The organism is Herbiconiux sp., from assembly GCF_023264895.1.
Taxonomy (GTDB): domain Bacteria; phylum Actinomycetota; class Actinomycetes; order Actinomycetales; family Microbacteriaceae; genus Herbiconiux.
This window is the reverse complement of record NZ_JAHFUY010000020.1, coordinates 1-18,937: the sequence shown is the minus strand read 5'-3', so window position 1 is coordinate 18,937 and position 18,937 is coordinate 1. Positions and strand designations below refer to the sequence as shown.

Genomic DNA, 18,937 nt, shown 5'->3' with positions numbered 1-18,937 from the left:
CGGCGCGGGCAGTTAGCCGTCGCGGTGCCCGGTGCGCAGTTCGTAGCCCGCGCTCATCCGCCTGATCAGGATGAAGACGACGATCCCGGCCGCATAGAGCACGAGCGCGGCGGCGAGGTACGCGAAGGTCGGCAGCCAGAGGGAGAGCCCGTCCCAGAGCAGGTGCAGCAGCAGCGCCGCGCCCAGGGCTGCGAGGGCGACGCCCCAGCGGCGGCCGCGCGATCCGCTCGACAGGATCAGGTAAGCGAGGCCCGCACCCGCGATGCCCGCGAAGATGCCGTGCGTCCCCGCGCTCGTGATCGTGCGGCTGATCGCGCTCACCCACGCTTCGGCCGGGCCCGGGGCCTGGTAGACGTAGAGGACGTTCTCGACCACGGCGAACCCGGCACCCACGAAGAACCCCATGACGAGGCCGTCGAGTGGCCCGCGCAACCGGGGCCGGAAGGCGAACAGGAGCACGGCGACGGCGATGAGCTTCGCGAACTCCTCGCCGAAGGGCGCGACGAGGAGCACCTGGAGCCGCGCTTCATCGGCGGCGCCGTTGACGAGGATGCCCGCCCCCGTGCAGAAGGTGGCCCCGAGCAGGGCCGGTGCCGGGACCGTGAACCGCGAGAGGCGCTTCCTCGGCAGCAGCAGGAGGCCCACACCCGTGAGGACGACCGCCTGGAGGAGCGCGGCGACCCACGCGATCGAGACGACCGTCGCATCCGGCGGCACCGAGGCCAGCCGCGGGACCACCACGATCAGGCCGCCGGCGACGAGGGCGAGGGCGATCCACGAGGCGGGGCTCCGCAGAAGAGGTGCTGCGGCGGCGGTCATGCCGTCACCCTCGCAGCCGGGGTGGGCGCTGCGCAATGGACCCAGGTCCCGTCTGATCCGGAGATCGCAGGCCCCGGGTAGGGTGAGGTCGATCCGAAGCCTCGCTATCGAAGGAGTTGCCGTGCCCACGAACGTCACCGGTGTCATCGCCCGCGCGAAAGGGGCGCCCGTCGAGCTCACGACGATCGTCATCCCCGACCCCGGGCCCGGTGAGGCGGTCGTCGACATCGAGACCTGCGGCGTCTGCCACACCGACTACCACTACCGGGAGGGCGGGATCAGCGACGACTTCCCCTTCCTGCTCGGCCACGAGGCCGCCGGCCGGGTGAGCGCCGTGGGCGAGGGCGTCACCAACGTCGAGGTGGGCGACTTCGTGGTGCTCAACTGGCGAGCGGTCTGCGGGGAGTGCCGGGCGTGCGTGCGCGCCGAGCCCTGGTACTGCTTCAACACCTTCAACGCCACCCAGAAGATGACCCTCGAGGACGGCACCGAGCTGAGCCCCGCGCTCGGCATCGGCGCGTTCGCCGAGAAGACCCTCGTGCACGCCAAGCAGTGCACCAAGGTCGATCCGGCCGCCGATGCCGCCGCCGTGGGCCTCCTCGGCTGCGGCATCATGGCCGGTCTCGGCGCCGCCATGAACACGGGCGGCGTGGGCCGCGGTGACTCGGTCGCCGTGATCGGCTGCGGCGGGGTCGGCACCGCCGCGATCGTCGGCTCAGCCCTCGCCGGCGCCACCACGGTGATCGCCATCGACCGCGACCCGAAGAAGCTCGACGCCGCACGGCGGCTCGGGGCCACGCACGCGATCGACTCGAGCGCGCTCGACGAGGACGGCGTCGTGGCGGCCGTGCAGGAGCTCACCGGCGGCTTCGGCGCCGACGTCGTGATCGACGCGGTGGGCCGCCCCGAGACCTGGCGGCAGGCCTTCTACGCCCGCGACCTCGCCGGCACCGTCGTGCTCGTCGGGGTGCCGACGCCCGACATGCAGCTGTCGATCCCGCTCCTCGACGTCTTCGGCCGGGGCGGCTCGCTCAAGTCGAGCTGGTACGGCGACTGCCTGCCCGAGCGCGACTTCCCCATGCTCACCGACCTGTTCCTGCAGGGCCGGCTGCCGCTGGATGAGTTCGTGACCGAGCGGATCGGCATCCGGGACATCGAGAAGGCGTTCGACAGCATGGCGAGCGGCGACGTGCTGCGCTCGGTGGTGGTGCTCTGATGGCCGCCCGCATCGACCACGTCGTCACGAGCGGCACCTTCAGCCTCGACGGCGGCACGTGGGACGTCGACAACAACGTCTGGATCGTCGGCGACGACTCCGAGTGCGTCGTGATCGACGCGGCCCACGACGCCCCGGCGATCCTGGCCGCGGTCGGCGACCGCGCCGTGCGGGCGATCCTCCTCACCCACGCGCACGACGACCACATCGACGCGGCGGTGGAGCTGCAGGAGGCGACGGGCGCGCCCGTGCTGCTGAACGAGGGCGACCGGATGCTCTGGGACGCGATCCATCCGGCGACCTCGCCGAGCGACGCCCTCGTCGACGGCCAGGTCATCGAGGTCGCCGGGATCGCGCTCGAGGTGCTGCACACTCCCGGTCACTCCCCCGGAGCCGTGTGCTTCTCCGCGCCGGCCCTGCAGACGGTGTTCACGGGCGACACGCTCTTCCAGGGCGGGCCCGGGGCGACCGGCCGATCGTTCAGCGACTTCCCCACCATCGTCGAGTCCATCTCGGCGAAGCTGCTCACCCTCCCGGCCGAGACGGTCGTGCGCACGGGTCATGGCGACTCGACCACGATCGGAGCGGAGGCGCCGCACCTCGAGGAGTGGATCGCCCGGGGCCACTGATGCCCGTCGTCGAGTCGCGGTGCGTCGTGCCGGTGAGCGCCGAAGTGGCGTTCGCGGTGTCGCAGACGACGGGCTCGGTGCGGCTGCGGTGGGATCCGTTCATCCGGCGACAGCACCTGATGGACGGGGCGACCTCGCCCGCGAAGGGCGTGCGGACCTTCACGGTGCAGCGCTTCGGGCTGCGGATGGTGAGCGAGTACGTCTCGTACCGGCCGCCGTCGAACGTGGGGATGAAGATGACGAAGGGGTCGTGGTTCTTCGAGCGGCTCGGCGGCGGGTGGCGGTTCACGCCCGTGGAGGGCGATCCGGGGAGCACCCTCGCGGTGTGGCGCTACAACTTCTCCTGCAAGCCGCGGTGGCTGGCGCCGCTGGCCGAGCGGATCGGGGCCGTGATCCTGCAGCGCGACATCGATCGGCGCATCCGGGGGTTCGCTCGGGGGTGCGAGGATCCGGTGGTGCTGGCGCACGTCGCCCACTCGGCCGCGTAGCGCCTCGGGTCAGGAGTAGCGCCTCGGGTCAGGAGTAGCGCCTCGAGTCAGAAGCTGCCGCCGGCTCCGAAGCCGGTGCGGTCCACGTGACGGATGGCCTCCGCGGTGCGACCGTGCTCGGGCCGGTTGGGGTTGTCGCGCGGGTCGAGGTGCGGGTTGTAGTCGCCGCTCCGGCGGTGGCGCACCGCGAGCGCCACGCCGATCCCGACGATGATGGCGGCGACCACCAGCAGGATGATCCAGATCGGTTCCATGTCAGTCGTCCTCCCACGATCGATGTTCCGTCCATCCACCCTTTCGTCGATCGACGCGCTGCGAACCGATGCACACCGGATGCCCAGCAGCGGATCCGACGAAACAGCACTCGCGCCGGATCACCGGGAACTCCTACTGTGAGCTAGGACGTGTCGAGGGGACGTGTTTCATGGATATCGATGTGCACGATGTGGAACAGCGAGTCGGAACGGGGCCTCTGCCTCCCGGAACGACTGTGGACGAGCTCCTCCAGCTCGCGTACGAGCACGCCGGACGGCATCGTGAGGGTGCCGTAGCCGATTACATCCCGATCCTCGCTGCGGCCGATCCCGAGGCGTTCGGCCTCTGCGTGGTGGACGTCGACGGAGTCGTGCACGAACACGGCGACACGCGCATCCGCTTCTCGATCCAATCGATCTCGAAGGCGTTCGTCTATGCACTCGTGGTCGAGCAGCTGGGGCACCAACGCGTGCTCGACGTCGTCGGCGTCAACAACACGGGGCTCGCCTTCAACTCCGTCGTCGCCATCGAGCTCAACGACGGGCATCCGATGAACCCGATGGTAAACGCAGGTGCGATCGCCACCACTGCGCTGATGCCGGGGCGATCCTCCGCAGACCAGTGGAGTGCAGTGCGGAACGGGCTGTCGAGGTTCGCCGGCCGTGACCTCGAGATCGACGACGAGGTCTACCGTTCGGAGAGCGGCACGAACCACCGCAACCGCGCGATCGCTCAGCTGCTCGAGAGCTACGGCCGCATCGAGCGGGACCCCGCCGACGTGGTCGACGTCTACACCCGGCAGTGCGCTCTCGCCGTCGACGCTCGAGACCTCGCCGTGATGGGTGCGACCCTCGCAGATGGCGGCGTGAACCCGATCACGGGCGATCAGGTGGTGTCGGCCGAGACGTGCCGCGACACGCTCGCGGTGCTCGCCTCCAACGGGCTCTACGAGAGCTCGGGCGAGTGGCTGTTCGAGATCGGTCTTCCCGGCAAGTCCGGGGTGGCCGGAGGCCTCGTGACGGTGGCTCCCGGCAAGGCCGGGGTCGGAGCGTACGCCCCGCGGCTGGACGCCGCGGGCAACAGCGTGCGCGGCCAGATCGCCACCGCCTACCTCTCGAGAGCGCTCGGCCTCAACATCTTCGCGTCCGCGGCGAGGCAGAGCACACGCATCAGCGCCACGACCGCGGAGAGGAGCGGATCATGACCGACACCACCGAGCGCGCATCCTGGGTGCCCATGGCTGGACTCTTCCTGGCCCAGATCCTGATGTCGTTCAACGTCTCCGCACTGCCCGTCTCGCTCGGCGGAATGGTGGACGACTTCGGAGTGCCGCCGACCGATGTGAGCACCGCGATCGTGACCTACGGCCTCGTCGTCGCCGCCCTGGTCATGGTCGGCGCCAAGATCGGACAGCGGGTGGGCTGGGTGATCGTCTTCCGCGTGGTCGTGGTGGTCTTCGGGCTGTCGGCGGTCACGATGATCTTCGCGCCCTCAGTCGAGTGGGTCATCGTGGCGCAAGCGCTCGCCGGTGCCTCCGCCGCGATCATCGTGCCATCCCTCGTGGCACTGATCGCCGAGAACTACAGCGGCGCGCAGCAGGCGACGGCCATCGGATCGCTCGGCTCCGCTCGAGCCCTCGCCGGAGTGAGCGCCTTCCTCATCGGCGGCACCCTGGCCACCCTCGTGGGCTGGCGGCAGGTGTTCATCGTCGTGCTCGTGCTCGCGGTGGCCGTCTTCGTGCTGAGCTTCCGGCTGCGGTCGGAGAAGGGGAATCGGGCTGTTCGTATCGACGTCGTGGCGGCGGTCATCATCGGCGCCGGGGTCGTGATGCTGACGCTCGGGGTCAACAACCTCAACAGTTGGGGACTCCTCCGGGCAGAGCCGAGCGCACCGTTCGACATCGCCGGGCTGTCCCCGGCTCCGGCGCTCATCGTGCTCGGCATCGTGTGCGTGCAGCTGTTCTTCGTCTGGACGCGACGGCGGACGAAGGCCGGCGAGGTGCCGCTCGTGAGTCTCTCGGTGTTCGGGTCGTCCCGGGAGCGCGCCGCGGTGTACGCGATGTTCATCGTGGTGCTCATGGAGGCGGCGCTGAACTTCACGGTGCCTCTCTACATCCAGATCGTGCAGGGGCGCACGGCATTCGACACGTCGATCGCGATGCTCCCGTTCAACCTCACGGTCTTCGTCACCGCCACCCTCGTGGTGCGCTTCTACGGCCGCTTCACGTCGCGCACGATCGGCATGTTCGGCTTCGTGCTGACGACCGTCGCGCTGATCTGGCTGTCGTTCGTGGTGACGAACAACTGGGAGACGCTGCCGACGATCCTCGGCCTCGTCGTCTTCGGCGTGGGGCAAGGCGCCCTCGTGACCCTCGTCTTCAACGTGCTCGTGACCGCCTCCCCCAAAGAACTCGCCGGAGACGTCGGATCGGTGCGGGGCACGACCCAGAACCTCGCATCAGCGGTGGGCACGGCCGTCGCCGGCGCGCTGCTCGTGGGGATCCTCAGCGGGAGCGTGGCGACGGCGATCGCGGCCGACGTCGAACTCCCGCCCGCCGTCGTGGCACAGGTCGACCTCGACAGCGTGAACTTCGTGAGCAACGACAGACTGCGAGACGTCCTCGACGACACGGATGCCACGCCCGAACAGGTCGACGTGGCCATCGCCATCAACGAGGAGGCGAGGCTCCGCGCGCTCCGCATCGGTCTCATCGTGCTCGCGGGTCTGAGCGCACTGGCCATCGTCCCGGCGAGCAGATTGCCGAATTACCTCCCGGGCACCGTGCCGACGACCGTCGCGACCGGAGGGGAACTCGGCAGAGACAGCGCGTCGGCGGCCTCCTAGCGCCAGCCGAGGGCCGGGGCCACCTCGGTGAGGATCGACTCGATGACGTGGGCGTTGTAGTCGACGCCGAGCTGGTTGGGGACCGTGAGGAGGAGGGTGTCGGCCTCGGCGATCGCCTCGTCCTCGGCCAGCTGCTTCACCAGGCGCTCGGGCTCGGCGGCGTAGCTGCGGCCGAAGATGGCGCGCATGCTCGCGTCGATGTTGCCGATCTGGTCGCGGCTCTCGCCCTCGCCACCGAAGTAGGCGCGGTCGAGGTCGTTCGTGATGGCGAAGATGCTGCGGCTCACCGAGACCCGTGGCGTGTGCGCGTGGCCGGCCTCCGCCCAGGCATCGCGGAACTCACGGATCTGCGCCGCCTGCTGCACGTGGAACGGCTCGCCCGTCTCGTCGGCCTTGAGGGTCGACGACTGCAGGTTCATGCCGAGCTCCGCGGCCCAGCGTGCGGTGGCGTTCGAGGCCGCACCCCACCAGATCCGCTCGCGCAGCCCCTCGGAGTACGGCTCGATGCGGAGAAGGCCCGGCGGGTTCGGGAACATCGGGCGCGGGTTGGGCTCGGCGAAGCCCTCGCCCTTCAGCACCTCGAGCAGCACCTTGGTGTGCTCTCGAGCCAGATCGGCGTCGTCCTGGCCCTCTTCCGGACGGTAGCCGAAGTAGCGCCAGCCCTCGATGACCTGCTCGGGTGATCCCCGGCTGATGCCGAGCTGCAGCCTGCCGCCCGAGATGAGGTCGGCGGCGCCCGCGTCCTCCGCCATGTAGAGCGGGTTCTCGTAGCGCATGTCGATCACGCCCGTGCCGATCTCGATCGTCTTCGTGCGGGCGCCGACCGCCGCGAGCAGCGGGAACGGAGACCCGAGCTGGCGGGCGAAGTGGTGCACGCGGAAGTAGGCGCCGTCGGCCCCCAGCTCCTCCGCCGCGACAGCGAGGTCGATCGACTGCACGAGGTTCTCTCCGGCGCTTCGGGTCTTCGACTGCGGCGACGGCGTCCAGTGCCCGAAGGAGAGGAAGCCGATGCTCTTGCGATTCGTAGCGGTCACGGCCTCTGCAACGCCCGCCGCCCGATCCGCATTCCCGCTCGCCGAACCGGTATCGTCCCGGGTATGGCTGCGCCCACTCCCCTGCCGAAGACAGGTGCTCCCGCGAGCGCCGCGCTGGCCGCGGCCGGCATCCGGAGCGGTAGCGTGCGCATCCGGAAGACCGGGTGGAAGGTGCTGTACGTGATCGCCGGATCGGTGGTCATCGGCTCCGTCAACCAGCTGATCGCTGCACTCCACGTCGTGCAGCCGGTCTCCGAGATCCTGAGCCTTCTGTTGTTCTTCGCGTTCGTGCTGCTGGGAGCACGGAGCTTCCGCGGCGCCGGGGAGGCGATCGAGCCCCCGCGGGTGTGGTGGCGGATGACGGCACGGCCCACGGCGGGATTCGTGATCGGGACGGTGGGCGTGATTTTCGTGGGATTCGCAGCGATGGTGCTCGTCCTGCAGCCGAACGAACACGTGGTCACCAACGTCGTCAGCGGTATCAGCTACGCGGTCGTGGCGGTGGTCTACATCCACTCATCGATCCGGCCCATGCGGAATCCTCCCGCGCAGATCGACGAGGGACTGCCGAAATGGAAGGCGCTGAAGATCTGAGCCGACGTCTCAGGCCGTGAGGACCGCCGCCACGAGGAGGACGGCGACCGCGGCGAAAGTGAAGAGGGTGATGGAGTAGCCGCGGCTCCAGGAGCGGCGCGGGAAGGCCAGCGGCAGCACCACGGCCGTGAGGAAGCCCGCCACCACGGCCGCCGCTGCGCCGAAGAGCAGGCCGTAGCCGTGCGGATCCTCGGAGCCGAGGCCGAAGCGGCTGCTGACGGCCACCCAGGCGGTGAGGAGGAACACCAGACCGGTGCCCGCGGCGACGACGCCGGCGATGACCCGCACCACGAGGACGCCCACCCCTGCACCCTGCTGCTCCCCCGGTGTGCTCATGCGGCCACTCTAGGCCTCGCGCACCGGCGACGGGGGCGGCTGCCAGGCGCCGTCGGTGCGGATCGCCCCCTGCAGCCGGCGGGTGATCTCGCGCAGCTGACGCTTCTGCGCGGCGGTGAGGGGATCGAGCACGAGGCGGGTGACGGTCGCGACATGGCCGGGCGTCGCCGCCGCGTAGGCCTCGAGGCCCGCGGCCGTGAGGGCGGCGCGGGTGGAGCGGCCGTCGTCGGGGTCACGCGACCGCTCGAGGAGGGCCCGGGCCTCCAGCCGGGTCGCCGCACGGGACAGGCGTGACAGCGAACTGTTGGCGTAGCCGGCCAGCACGGTCATGCGGAGCGCGTGATCCGGGGCGTTCGCCAGGGCGTACAGGATGCCGTACTCGAAGTGGGTGAGGCCGAAGTCGCGCTCCAGGGGCGCGTCGAGCGCGGCCGGCAGCCACTCGAGCACGGTGGCGAGGCCTGCCCAGGTCTCGAGTTCATCGCCGGTGAGCGATGCCGTCGTGGCGGGCTGGGTCATGGGTCCAGGCTACGGGCTGCCGTGCCCCTGATCAACAGATTTACTTGATTGAGCAAGTTATGGTGGGAGCACATCACTTTACCGAGCAAGCAAACAGGGAGCACAGTGGAGACAGGACTGTCGACGAAGAAGGCGTTCATCAGCGGATCGACGGAGGGGATCGGCTTCGCCATCGCCAGCTCGCTCCTCCGCGAAGGGGCTGCGGTGGTCATCAACGGCCGACATGAGGAGCGGGTGGAGCGCTCGGTGGCCGCCCTGGCGTCCGCCGTGCCCGGCGCCGACGTGTCGGGCATCGTGGCCGACTTCGGGAAGCCCGCCGAGGTCGCCCGGCTGATCGAGCGGCTCGGCGCGAAGCACATCGACATCCTCGTCAACAACGTGGGGCTGTTCGGCATCGAGGCGTTCGAGCAGATCCCGGATGCCGAGTGGGCGCGCTACTTCGACGTGAACGTCATGAGCGGCGTGCGGCTCTCGCGCGCCCTGCTGCCGGACATGCTCGCCGCGGGCTGGGGCCGCATTCTCTTCGTGGCGAGCGAGTCGGGTGTGAACGTGCCCGCCGACATGATCCACTACGGCGTCTCGAAGGCCGGCATGCTCGCGCTCGGCAACGGCCTCGCGAAGCTCACCCGCGGCACGGGAGTCACCGTCAACACCATCCTCGGCGGACCGACCTACTCCGACGGCGTGGCCCGCACGGTCGATCAGCTCGCCGCGTCGCAGCAGCTCGCTCCGGATGCCCTCAAGGCGGCCATCATCGGCGCCAACACCACCTCGCTCGTGGAGCGCTTCCTCGAGCCCGACGAGATCGCGAACCTCGCCGTCTACCTCGCGAGCCCCCTCTCCTCCGCCACGAACGGCGCCGCCCTCCGCGCCGACGGCGGAGTGCTCACCGCCCTGCTCTAGCGGGTCTCGGCGAGACCGGTCACGAGCGGCAGCAGGTCCTCATCCAATGCGTCGGTGACGATGGAGGGGTCGACATCGCAGTACTGATTCACCAGGATGTGCCGCATTCCCACGATCGATTTCCAGGGGATGTCCGGATGTGCGGCGGTGAAATCCGGCGGGCGGTGATTCGCCGCTTCCCGACTCCGATCTGGTCACAAGGAGACGGCGTCCGCGAGCGCCGTCGCGGAGACGCGTCGGCGAAGGAGTGTCGGCGTCACGACGTCGACGCTGTGTCCGAGGATGCCACGGAACTCCTCCGTCAGGCCGGCCAGCCTCATCAGAAGCCGCCCCTCAGCCGGATCCAGATCGAGCAGGACGTCGATGTCGCTGCCCCGTGCCGCGTCACCTCGGGCCACCGATCCGAAGAGCCGTGGATTGGTCGCGTTGTACCGGGCCAGAACCTCGTCGAGTTCCGACCGGTGCTCGGAGATGACCTTGCGGAGCGCAAGGGACTCGACGGTGGGGAGGCTCATGACCACAGGATACCGGGAACCCTGGTCGCCCACGCGGAAATGCTGCCCGGACCTGCGACGATGGGGGGTGGCGGGGATACGCTGGGGGCGTGAAGCGCATCGGTGCAGGGGGTCTCGTGGTCGGGGCGGTCATGGCGGCACTCGTTCTGGGCGGAGGTGCGCTCGGAGGAGCAGCGGCGGCGGTGGCGGTGGCGGCAGCAGCGCCCTCGCCCGACGACTCCCCCGCCGGCAAGAGCTACGTGGCGCTCGGCGACTCGTACTCGGCCGGGTTCGGGCTCACGCCCTACGGCGACGAGCCGGCGCCCGGGTGCTTCCAGGCCGACCAGAACTACCCGCACCTCGTGGCCGAGTCGCTCGGCCTCGTACTGGATGACCGCACCTGCAGCGGTGCCGTGACGGCGAACATCCGCGACACCCCGCAGCCGACCATCACGGGCGCCGGCACCGCGCCGGTGCAGTCGGACGCCCTCAGCGCCGACACCGACATCGTGACCGTCACCATCGGCGGCAACGACCTCGGGTTCGCCGACGTCGCGCAGACCTGCGTGGCCGAGAGCGCGCAGGGACCGCTGCTGCTCGACGTTCTCGGCGCCGACCTGCCCAACTGCAAGCAGTTCTACGCCTCCGTCGTCGACGGCATCGAGCTGGATCGCTTAAAGTACCTGCTCGACAACACCGTGACGCCCGCGCTCGACGAGACCTTCGCGCTCATCCGGGAGAAGGCCCCGAACGCGGAGGTGTTCGTGATCGGCTACCCCGCCATCACCCCGGATGCCGCCAACCAGCCGGCAGGCGGGTGCTTCTCGTCGCCGCTCGGCACAGGACCGAACCCGTTCGAACCGCCGTTCCCCGCGAACGCGTTCCCGTTCACCGAGGTCGACACCCTCTATCTGCACGGCACCGAGGCGCGACTCGACGCCGCGATCGGCGCCTCCGCCGAGGCCCACGGCGCCCACTACATCTCGACCCTCCCCCTCACCCAGACGCACTCGGCGTGCGCCCCGGACGGCGAGGCGTTCATCAGCGGGATCACGCTCAGCAGCACGGGCGGCACACCGACTCCGGATCCCGGACTGTTCGTGGCGCTCGGAGCGCTGCACCCGAACGAAGCCGGCGTGGGGTTCCTCGCCGAGCAGGTGTCTCAGGCCGTCACGGAGGCTTTCCCGGGAGACGGCGACGGCGATCCGGAGCCCACGGCCACAGCGGCTCCGTCGGCGACGCCAGTGCCCGGTCCGGATTCCGGAGCGTCGTCCGGGCGTGGATCCGGGCTGGCCGCCACGGGCTCGGAGTCCGCCCTCGCCGGCCTCGCAGCGGCCGGCCTGCTCGTGGCGGGACTCACGGCCGTCGTCGTCCGTCGGCGTCGGCACGCGCAGCGCCCCTAACGACCGCGGGATGGCCCTCCGAGCCGACCGACGCAGTTGGGTCCGGTGCGGTCCTATCCGCTAGCGCGAACCCTGCTTCGGCCGGTTCTTCCACCCGGTGAGCTGATCGAACCGCTTGAGGGTGAACGGGGCGTCCTTGTCGATCGGCGTCACCCGCGAGTCGAGCGTGCCACCGACGACCGCCGCAGCGGATCGGGCCGCCGCGCTCACGCGCTTGGCGACGAGGCCGACCGTGCCGCCCTCTCCTCGGAAGCCCCAGACGGTGCCGGTGAGCAGTCTCGACCCGCTCCCGTCGGCCTCGACGACCGCCGGGACCGCGCAGCGGGCGAAACGGCGGCGCGCGCCGAGCAGCGCGGCGAGCGGGATGACCTCGATCAGCAGCCCGGTCCAGTTCGAGGCGGAGTCGTCGCCGATCTCGCCGAACCGGAGCATCCGGTGCCCATCGGCGTAGGTGCCGGGATCGATCGTGAAGCCCTCCGCCTCGAGAGCGGTGAGGAACGCCGTGAGGGTGGTGGTCGCATCCTGCGGCGAGCGGAGCTCGTGGAAGCGGACCATCGAGCCGAGCGAGAACGCGTGATCGGACATGCGTCAATCCTGGCAGTCGTGACAGATGTCACGCGAAGCGGTGACTGTGCTCCCTCGTGGCCGCGGCGGCGCTCCGGTGGAATGGGGACATGATCGAGGAACTGGACGAATGGCGCTCACGACGCGCGGCGAAGCGGGTGAAGCCCGGAGACGGGCGGCCACTCAAGCCGTTCCGCTGGTGGCAGCTGCTCACGCGCTCGGTGCTGTCCGTCGAAGTGGCGGTGGGCGACGGGACGACCTCGGTGTTCACCGTGGAGGTCAACCACCTCGGCGACAAGGAGTCGGGCGAGGTGATGGCCGGCCTCTACCGCGACGGGCGGCACATCGCCGAATCGCGCACGCCGGCCGCCTTCTCCGTGCCGGGCGGCACCATCGAGGTGGCGACATCCGGCTTCGGGCTGAAGCGCTGCCACCTCGTGGGGCAGGACGGCAGCGAGCGGCAGCTGACTCCGGATCCGCGATCCGCGGAGGGACGCCGGGCGCGGCTCGCCCGCGAGCACCCGGCTGCGAGCCGCGGGATCGGGGCGGCCGCGGTGGCGGTGCTCGTGGTGAGCGTGGCGCTGCTCGTGCCGCAGCTCGGGGAGCTGCTCACCCGCATCCCGCCGGTGGCCGAGAGCCTCGGGGTGTTCGTCTCACCCGTGCAGCTGCCGGTCTGGGCGAACACCGCCCTCACGATCGCCGCCGCGGTCGCGAGCACCGAGCGCGCGCTGCGGCTCCGCTACCACTGGCTGCTCGACGGCGCCGGCAACTGAGCCCGCGCCGCCCCCTCAGCTCGGGTGGGTGAGCCGGCCGTGCGTCAGCGGGGCACGTTCTGCGGCGGGTTCGTGGGGAGGAGGAGGATGCGGCGCTGGTACCGGCTGAGCAGCAGGATGACCAGGCCGAGCACCACGATGAGGACGCCGCCGATGATCACGATCACGCCGATGGCGGTCCACAGGGACTCCGCGGCCACGGCCATCAGCACGATCCCCGCGAGCAGCGCGAGCACGCCGAGGCCCACCAGGATCCAGCTCATGATGAGCAGGATCCGGTAGGCGCGTTCGCCCTGGAACGTGGGACGCACCCCGTAGACCGTGCCGGTGTACTGGGACCAGCGGGTGCCCGTCCACCACCGGGTGAAACGCGGCGCGAGGGGGAACCACCCCGCGCCGGGGCCCTCCTGCTCGCCGGGCAGCGGGCGGAGGACATCGAGGACGACCGCGTCGCCGGTGGGCGGCGGGATGCGCCGCACGGCCTGCGACTGCGCGGCGATCGCGAACCAGAGGGCGGCGAGGGCCAGAGTGGCGATGCCGTTCGGGGACACGATGGACCCCAGAACTCCGAGCAGGAACTGCAGGGCCGCCAGGGCGAGGAAGATGCTCCCGAAGGCCCAGGCGGCGCCGGGTTGCTCGGTGGTGGCCCAGTCTGAGCCCGGCACGCCGTTCTTGACGCGGAGGCCGGTCCAGCGGGCGCCGTCCCACCAGCGCAGCACATCGCCCGGCGCGGGGTACCAGCCGAGCGGCGGGCCCTGCGGTGCCTGCAGCTTCTGTGGTGCCTGCGATACCTGGGGCGCCACCGGAGCCAGCGGCGCCACCGGTGCCTGCACCGCAGCCGGCGCAGCCGGCGCGGCGTCCGTCTCGTGCGCCGTCCACTGCACGCCGTCCCACCAGCGGAGCTTCCCCGGCGTTCCTGCCTCGTACCAGCCCGGAGCTGCGCTCACCGATCCCCCGCATCCTGCAGGGAACCCGATCGCCCCCACGCCACCTCGACCCTAACCGGAGCGGATGCCACCGCGAGTACGGTGGAGGAAGGACTTCGAAGGAGATGTCGTGACGGTTTCAGTGGATGAGGGTGCGGTCGTGTGGTCGCATGAGGGGCGGCTCGACGGGCGGATGCTCGTGGTGCTGCTGCACGGCTACGGCCAGGACGAGCACGCGATGGCGCCGGTGACGGAGGCCCTGGCGAGCGGATCCGGGTTCGTCACCGCCTCCCTCCGCGGGCTGCGCGAGTCGCGAGAGCCTCTGCCGGGCGGACGCGGCTGGTACGACGTGGATGCCGAGATCCAGCCCGAGGGCGGCCAGGAGAACGAGACCGCGGAGGCCGTGCTCGCCTGGCTCCACGCCGTGCCCGCCGAGCGCGGCACGCCGTCGGCCGTCGCGGTGGTGGGCTTCTCGCAGGGCGGCGCGCTCGCGCTGCACCTCCTGCGGCACGATCCGGAGCGGTTCGCCGCCACCGTCATGCTCGCGGGCATCTGGCTGCCGGGATCCGTCGACGGCGACGCCCGCCTCGCCGCCCTGCGCCGGCGGGTGTTCTGGGGTCGCTCGGAGCACGACTTCGCCATAGCCCCGCACCTCGTCGCCCGCACCGAGGCGGCCCTTGACGGCACGGTCGACCTCACCCACCGCGTCTACCCGGGCGACAGCCACGCCCTCCTCCCCGACGAGCTCGCCGATGTCGCGGCCTACCTGACCCGGGAGCTCGCGGCGCCGTAACCGGCGAGAACCACCGGAATCGGTGGCCGGTACCGCCTCTCGGCCCTCCTCGGGCCCGGCACACTCAGAATGCGGCGCGACCCCTGCCCAGGGCCGGCTCCGCAGCCGATGAGGGGACCCGACCGTGCGCACCGACCCAGACCGACCCGCCAGACCAGCCCGACCCGCCAGGGCCGCCCGTCCCAACAGACCCACTGGACCACCCGGACCAGCCCGACGGGCCCGCCAGGCCCGAGCGGCCGATCCCGCGAGACCCCGCCGCCAGCACGGCACCGACCGCGACGCCGCCCCGCAACCGGCGGTGCACCCGGTCCCGTCCCCGTGGCGGATCGCCCGCGCCCGGATCGCCCCGGCGCTCTGCGTGCTGCTCTGGCTCTTCTACCTCGTGACCGTGGTCGTGGCCCTCGCCCGCGGCGACGCCCTCCGCGACGCCACCGAGCTCGGCATGACGATCGTCTTCCTCATCTCGGTGACGCTGCTCACCTTCTCGGCCTGCATGTACCTGCTCGCGCGATCCGCCGCCCTGCCCCGGTTCGCCGAACACCGCCGCGCCCGCCGCATCACCCTCGACGAGCAGGTCGCGCAGGAGACCGCCGAGGGCACGGATGCGTCGCGCCTGGTCGCGCTGCTGCCCTCCCGCTCCGAGGATCCCGACCTCGTGCGCATGTCGCTCTGGTCGGTGGCCCTGCAGGAGTTCCCGGGACTCCGCGTGGTGCTGCTGCTCGATGACGACCCCGATCCCGACGACGACGCCGACCGGGAGTCGCTCGAGCGCAGCCGGATGCTCGTCTCCGAGATCACGGCGCAGCTCGAGCCCCAGCGTGGCCGGGTCGAGGCGGCCCTGGCCCTGCTCGACGACCGGCCGACCGCCGCCGAGGCCACCGAGATCGTGATGCGGGAGCACGCCGCGGCCGCCCAGTGGCTCCGCGCGCGGGCCGACGAGGCGCCGAGGCGCACCCACGTGGAGGTGTTCTTCGCCGATCAGGTGCTGAGGGGGCTCGCGTCGAGCCTCGACGCCACCGCCACCGCCCTGCACGACGCCCTCGAGAACGACGAGACCCCGCTCTCGCGCACTCGCGCCCGACAGGTGCTCCGACGCCTCGTCGACATCTTCACCGCCGAGCTCAGCACCTTCGAGCGCAAGCGCTACACCTCGCTCTCGCACGCCCCCAACAAGGCCATGAACCTCAACAGCTACCTGGGGCTGCTCGGCGGCCGCTACCGCGAGGTGCCTGGCACCCGCGGTGTCGCGCTCGTGCGTCTCGATCCGCAGGCCGGTGCGGCCTCGGATGCCGACGGCCCCGTCATCGATGCCCCCGACAGCGAGTTCGTGCTCACCCTCGATGCCGACTCCATGCTGCTGCCGGAGTACTGCCTGCGCCTCGTGCACCTGCTCGACCAGCCCGAGAACGCCCGCATCGCGGTGGCGCAGACGCCGTACTCCTCCTATCGTGGCGCACCGACCCGGCTGGAGCGCCTCGCGGGCGCCACCACCGACCTCCAGCACATCGTGCACCAGGGCCTCACGGCGTTCGGGGCCACCTACTGGGTGGGTGCGAACGCCATCCTCCGCCGCAGCGCGCTCGAGGACATCCGGCGGGAGACCGAGGAGGACGGCGTGCGGATCGTGCGGTTCATCTCGGATCGCACCGTGATCGAGGACACCGAGTCGACGATCGACATCGCCGCTCACGGCTGGTCGCTCGTGAACTACCCGGAGCGACTCAGCTACAGCGCCACTCCCCCCGACTTCGGCACGCTCGTCATCCAGCGCCGTCGCTGGGCCGACGGCGGACTGCTCATCCTCCCCCGCCTGCACGACCTGATCGTGCGACGCCGGCGCCTGCGTGAACCGCTGCCACTGGCGGAGAGGCTGCTGCGGGCCAACTACCTCGGTTCGATCACCTGGGTGACCCTCGGCCTCCTCGCCGTGCTCACCCTCAACCCGCTCGGCGGGCAGCTCGTGACCCTGCAGCTCCTGCTCATCGCCCTGCCCTACTTCGTGGAGATGGCCTCCGACCTCCGGCACCTGGGCTACAAGCGGCGCGACGTGCTCGGCATCTACGGGCTGAACCTGCTGCTGCTCCCGGTCAACCTCGCGGGCAGCATCGCCTCCGTGGGTCAGGCGCTCACCGGCCGCAAGGCCCGCTTCGTGCGCACGCCGAAGGTGAGCATCCGCACGCCCGCCCCCGCCCTCTACGTGCTCGCGCCCCTCGTGATCGTCGCGGGAGCCGGCGTCGTGGCCGTGCGGGCCGGCCTCGCGGGAGACTGGGGCACGACGGCGTTCGCCGGCTTCACCGCTCTCGCCGCCCTGTGGGGCGTGGCCAGGCTGATCGGGGTGCGGCACGCCCTGAGCGACCTCTGGTTCGGCTGGCTGAACTGGATCTGGGTCGTGCCACCGCCCACGGCCCCGGTCGCCGCCTCCGCCGGTCCGCGCTGGGCGGCCGTCGTCGATGACGGCGACGTGGTGCCCCGCACGATCGCCCGGTCGCTCGGTGCGACCACCGCCACGGCATCCGCCACCGCCGCCGCGCCCGCGGGGGTGCTCCGATGAGCCCGATCCGGGCCGGTGCCCGTTCCCGCTTCGCCGGCCGCAGGTTCTCCTTCCTGCGGCTGGTCGTGAGCCTCGCCGCCTTCGTGCTCGTCCCCGCCTCGGTGGCCGCCGTCACGATCCTCCCGACGCTCCCCGATCCGGTCGCCGGCACCCCGCTCGAGGGCCGCTGGTTCGCCGCCTACTACGACGTGACCCTGGAATCCGGCGAGCAGCTGGCCCGCAGCCCGCTCGGCGAATCGGCCGGCGGCGCGGTGCTCGCCTTCGTGGTGGCCGCAGCCGACGACGACTGCACGCCCACGTGGGGCAAGGCCTACAGCCTCGACGAGGCCGCCACCACGTTCCAGCTCGACCGCCGGGTCGAGCGGATGCGCCGGGAGGGCCGCCCGCTCGCGGTCTCGTTCGGCGGGGCCATCAACACCGAGCTCGCGGCGGCGTGCTCGAGCGTGCGAGAGCTCACCGGCGCCTACCGGACGGTGATGGACCGCTACGGCCTCGACGTGATGGACCTCGACATCGAGGGCGAGCTCCTCGCCGACGACGCGGCGACCGCCCGGCGCGCCGAGGCCGTCGCGCTGCTCCAGCAGGAGAGGAAGGCGGCCGGTGGCGCGGCGCTGGATGTCTGGCTCACTCTTCCGGTGGCACCGCAGGGCCTGACCGCCGACGGCCTCGCCCAGGTCGACTCGCTGCTGGCCGCGGGCGTCGACATCTCCGGCGTCAACGTCATGACGATGAACTACGGCACCGACGGGACGGTGGCGCCGATGTCGACGCTCAGCATCGACGCGCTCCAGGCGACAGCGAGCCAGCTCGGCGACCTGTGGAGCGCCCACGGGACGCCGCTGCCGCCCGGCGGAGCCTGGGCCCTCGTCGGGGCCACGCCGATGATCGGCCAGAACGACGTGGCGGGCGAGGTGTTCACGATCGACGACGCGACCGCCCTGCAGGAGTTCGCCGCCGAGCACGGGCTCGCCCGCCTGTCGATGTGGTCGCTGAACCGCGACCGCACCTGCGGCAGCAACTATCCGGAGCTCACCGCGGTGGCCACCTCGTGCAGCGGCATCGAGCAGGCGGGCGAGAGCTTCGCGGCGATCCTCGCCGAGGGCTACGAGGGCACCCCGTCCGGCGTGCCGGTCGCGCGGACGAAGCACGAGCTGCTCGCCGACGACCCCGAGACGAGCCCCTATCCCGTCTGGTCGTCGCGGAGCTTCTACTCCGCCGGGGTGACCGTGGTCTGGAACGGGTCGGTGTACGTCTCGAAGTGGTGGAACGAGGACGGCCCGACCCCCGACGATCCGACGCTCGACGTCGACGGCTCGGCGTGGACCTACCTCGGCCCCGTGCTCGAGTCGGACGAGCCGTTCGCGCTCCCCACGATGGAGGCCGGCAGCTACCCCGACTGGTCGGAGACGACGCTCTACGACCAGGGCGACCGCGTGCTGCACGAGGGGACCGCCTACGAAGCGAAGTGGTGGTCGCAGGGCAAGGATCCGAGCCGCTCGGTGCTCGACCGCGACTACTCGCCCTGGAAGCTCGTCACGGACGGCTGAGCGGCAGCACCGCGACCTGCCGCCCGTCGACCGTGAGACTCGCCGGCTGCTCGCGACCGGGTGGGAGCAGGCGGCCGACCACGCGCGAGCGCGCTCCGGCGACCTCGGCCGCCATGCGCTCGAGCACCGGATCGACGAGGCCGTCGTCGACGGCGCCCCCGCTGTCGTCGAGCAGCAGCACGTCGGCGCCGCGCTCGCGGGCGGCGGCCACCGCCCGGGTGAGCGGCTCGCGGGCGAGCGCGCCGGCGC

General features: G+C 71.3%; 21 protein-coding genes and 1 pseudogene. 12 read left to right on the top strand and 10 right to left on the bottom strand.

Annotated elements, in window-relative coordinates:
- Window positions 1-12 precede the first annotated feature (12 nt).
- On the bottom strand, window positions 13-819 hold the full coding sequence (locus Q0D57_RS03415) for a PrsW family glutamic-type intramembrane protease (RefSeq protein ID WP_291038152.1): 807 nt from the start codon (window positions 817-819) through the stop codon (window positions 13-15).
- Window positions 820-940: 121 nt separating this feature from the next.
- Between Q0D57_RS03415 and Q0D57_RS03410 the strand changes: the two genes are divergently transcribed.
- From Q0D57_RS03410 to Q0D57_RS03400, 3 genes are read left to right on the top strand one after another with little or no spacing between them, the layout of a single operon-like run.
- Window positions 941-2,035 (top strand): S-(hydroxymethyl)mycothiol dehydrogenase, encoded by a 1,095-nt coding sequence (locus Q0D57_RS03410; RefSeq protein ID WP_291038149.1) that lies wholly within the window; start codon window positions 941-943, stop codon window positions 2,033-2,035.
- A complete protein-coding gene (locus Q0D57_RS03405) occupies window positions 2,035-2,664 on the top strand; it encodes an MBL fold metallo-hydrolase (RefSeq protein ID WP_291038144.1) in 630 nt (209 codons plus the stop codon). Before Q0D57_RS03410 ends, Q0D57_RS03405 begins: the two co-directional genes overlap by 1 nt.
- A complete protein-coding gene (locus Q0D57_RS03400) occupies window positions 2,664-3,152 on the top strand; it encodes an SRPBCC family protein (protein ID WP_291038141.1) in 489 nt (162 codons plus the stop codon). The genes Q0D57_RS03405 and Q0D57_RS03400 overlap by 1 nt, the downstream gene beginning before the upstream one ends.
- 47 nt (window positions 3,153-3,199) lie before the next feature.
- Here the strand turns inward: Q0D57_RS03400 and Q0D57_RS03395 are convergent, their stop codons facing one another.
- On the bottom strand, window positions 3,200-3,406 hold the full coding sequence (locus tag Q0D57_RS03395) for a hypothetical protein (protein ID WP_291038137.1): 207 nt from the start codon (window positions 3,404-3,406) through the stop codon (window positions 3,200-3,202).
- Window positions 3,407-3,576: 170 nt separating this feature from the next.
- Between Q0D57_RS03395 and glsA the strand changes: the two genes are divergently transcribed.
- Window positions 3,577-4,611: a glutaminase A gene (glsA, locus tag Q0D57_RS03390; protein ID WP_291038134.1), complete on the top strand. Its 1,035-nt coding sequence runs from the start codon at window positions 3,577-3,579 to the stop codon at window positions 4,609-4,611.
- Complete coding sequence (locus Q0D57_RS03385) at window positions 4,608-6,251, top strand: MFS transporter (RefSeq protein ID WP_291038131.1); 1,644 nt, start codon at window positions 4,608-4,610, stop codon at window positions 6,249-6,251. Before glsA ends, Q0D57_RS03385 begins: the two co-directional genes overlap by 4 nt.
- On the opposite strand, the gene Q0D57_RS03380 is transcribed toward Q0D57_RS03385, so the two are convergent.
- Window positions 6,248-7,285 carry an LLM class flavin-dependent oxidoreductase gene (locus tag Q0D57_RS03380; RefSeq protein ID WP_291038128.1) on the bottom strand — a complete coding sequence of 346 codons (1,038 nt, stop codon included), beginning with the start codon at window positions 7,283-7,285 and terminating at the stop codon, window positions 6,248-6,250. The genes Q0D57_RS03385 and Q0D57_RS03380 overlap by 4 nt on opposite strands.
- 63 nt (window positions 7,286-7,348) lie before the next feature.
- Between Q0D57_RS03380 and Q0D57_RS03375 the strand changes: the two genes are divergently transcribed.
- Window positions 7,349-7,879 (top strand): hypothetical protein, encoded by a 531-nt coding sequence (locus Q0D57_RS03375; RefSeq protein ID WP_291038125.1) that lies wholly within the window; start codon window positions 7,349-7,351, stop codon window positions 7,877-7,879.
- A gap of 9 nt (window positions 7,880-7,888) precedes the next feature.
- Here the strand turns inward: Q0D57_RS03375 and Q0D57_RS03370 are convergent, their stop codons facing one another.
- The gene (locus Q0D57_RS03370) at window positions 7,889-8,215 is read right to left on the bottom strand and encodes a hypothetical protein (protein ID WP_291038122.1); all 327 of its coding nucleotides are present in this window, start codon (window positions 8,213-8,215) and stop codon (window positions 7,889-7,891) included.
- Window positions 8,216-8,224: 9 nt separating this feature from the next.
- Window positions 8,225-8,731, bottom strand: a complete 507-nt coding sequence (locus Q0D57_RS03365; protein WP_291038119.1) for a MarR family transcriptional regulator — start codon at window positions 8,729-8,731, stop codon at window positions 8,225-8,227.
- 105 nt (window positions 8,732-8,836) lie between these two features.
- On the opposite strand from Q0D57_RS03365, the gene Q0D57_RS03360 reads away from it, so the two are divergent.
- Entirely contained in the window at window positions 8,837-9,634 is a 798-nt protein-coding gene (locus Q0D57_RS03360) for an SDR family oxidoreductase (RefSeq protein WP_291038116.1), read from the top strand.
- Here Q0D57_RS03360 and Q0D57_RS03355 read toward each other — a convergent pair.
- A pseudogene (locus Q0D57_RS03355) lies at window positions 9,631-9,774 on the bottom strand (HepT-like ribonuclease domain-containing protein); the annotation flags it as partial. The gene Q0D57_RS03360 and the pseudogene Q0D57_RS03355 sit on opposite strands and share 4 nt — an antisense overlap.
- A 54-nt stretch (window positions 9,775-9,828) precedes the next feature.
- Window positions 9,829-10,149 carry a nucleotidyltransferase domain-containing protein gene (locus tag Q0D57_RS03350; protein ID WP_291038113.1) on the bottom strand — a complete coding sequence of 107 codons (321 nt, stop codon included), beginning with the start codon at window positions 10,147-10,149 and terminating at the stop codon, window positions 9,829-9,831.
- 89 nt (window positions 10,150-10,238) lie between these two features.
- Between Q0D57_RS03350 and Q0D57_RS03345 the strand changes: the two genes are divergently transcribed.
- Window positions 10,239-11,531 (top strand): SGNH/GDSL hydrolase family protein, encoded by a 1,293-nt coding sequence (locus tag Q0D57_RS03345; protein WP_291038110.1) that lies wholly within the window; start codon window positions 10,239-10,241, stop codon window positions 11,529-11,531.
- A gap of 60 nt (window positions 11,532-11,591) precedes the next feature.
- Here the strand turns inward: Q0D57_RS03345 and Q0D57_RS03340 are convergent, their stop codons facing one another.
- Complete coding sequence (locus Q0D57_RS03340) at window positions 11,592-12,116, bottom strand: hypothetical protein (RefSeq protein WP_291038106.1); 525 nt, start codon at window positions 12,114-12,116, stop codon at window positions 11,592-11,594.
- An 89-nt stretch (window positions 12,117-12,205) separates the two neighbouring features.
- Between Q0D57_RS03340 and Q0D57_RS03335 the strand changes: the two genes are divergently transcribed.
- Window positions 12,206-12,868: a hypothetical protein gene (locus Q0D57_RS03335; RefSeq protein ID WP_291038103.1), complete on the top strand. Its 663-nt coding sequence runs from the start codon at window positions 12,206-12,208 to the stop codon at window positions 12,866-12,868.
- 44 nt (window positions 12,869-12,912) lie between these two features.
- On the opposite strand, the gene Q0D57_RS03330 is transcribed toward Q0D57_RS03335, so the two are convergent.
- Window positions 12,913-13,815, bottom strand: a complete 903-nt coding sequence (locus Q0D57_RS03330; RefSeq protein ID WP_291038100.1) for a DUF2510 domain-containing protein — start codon at window positions 13,813-13,815, stop codon at window positions 12,913-12,915.
- 109 nt (window positions 13,816-13,924) lie between these two features.
- Here Q0D57_RS03330 and Q0D57_RS03325 point away from each other — a divergent pair, with 109 nt between their 5' ends.
- From Q0D57_RS03325 to Q0D57_RS03315, 3 genes are all read left to right on the top strand, one after another.
- The gene (locus tag Q0D57_RS03325; RefSeq protein WP_291038097.1) at window positions 13,925-14,587 is read left to right on the top strand and encodes an alpha/beta fold hydrolase; all 663 of its coding nucleotides are present in this window, start codon (window positions 13,925-13,927) and stop codon (window positions 14,585-14,587) included.
- A 301-nt stretch (window positions 14,588-14,888) separates the two neighbouring features.
- Window positions 14,889-17,141, top strand: a complete 2,253-nt coding sequence (locus Q0D57_RS03320) for a glycosyltransferase family 2 protein (protein ID WP_291038094.1) — start codon at window positions 14,889-14,891, stop codon at window positions 17,139-17,141.
- Window positions 17,138-18,688 (top strand): carbohydrate-binding protein, encoded by a 1,551-nt coding sequence (locus tag Q0D57_RS03315; protein ID WP_291038091.1) that lies wholly within the window; start codon window positions 17,138-17,140, stop codon window positions 18,686-18,688. Before Q0D57_RS03320 ends, Q0D57_RS03315 begins: the two co-directional genes overlap by 4 nt.
- On the opposite strand, the gene Q0D57_RS03310 is transcribed toward Q0D57_RS03315, so the two are convergent.
- The coding region (locus Q0D57_RS03310) for a hypothetical protein (protein ID WP_291038088.1) at window positions 18,675-18,937 on the bottom strand (263 nt) is incomplete at its 5' end. The two genes, Q0D57_RS03315 and Q0D57_RS03310, sit on opposite strands and share 14 nt — an antisense overlap.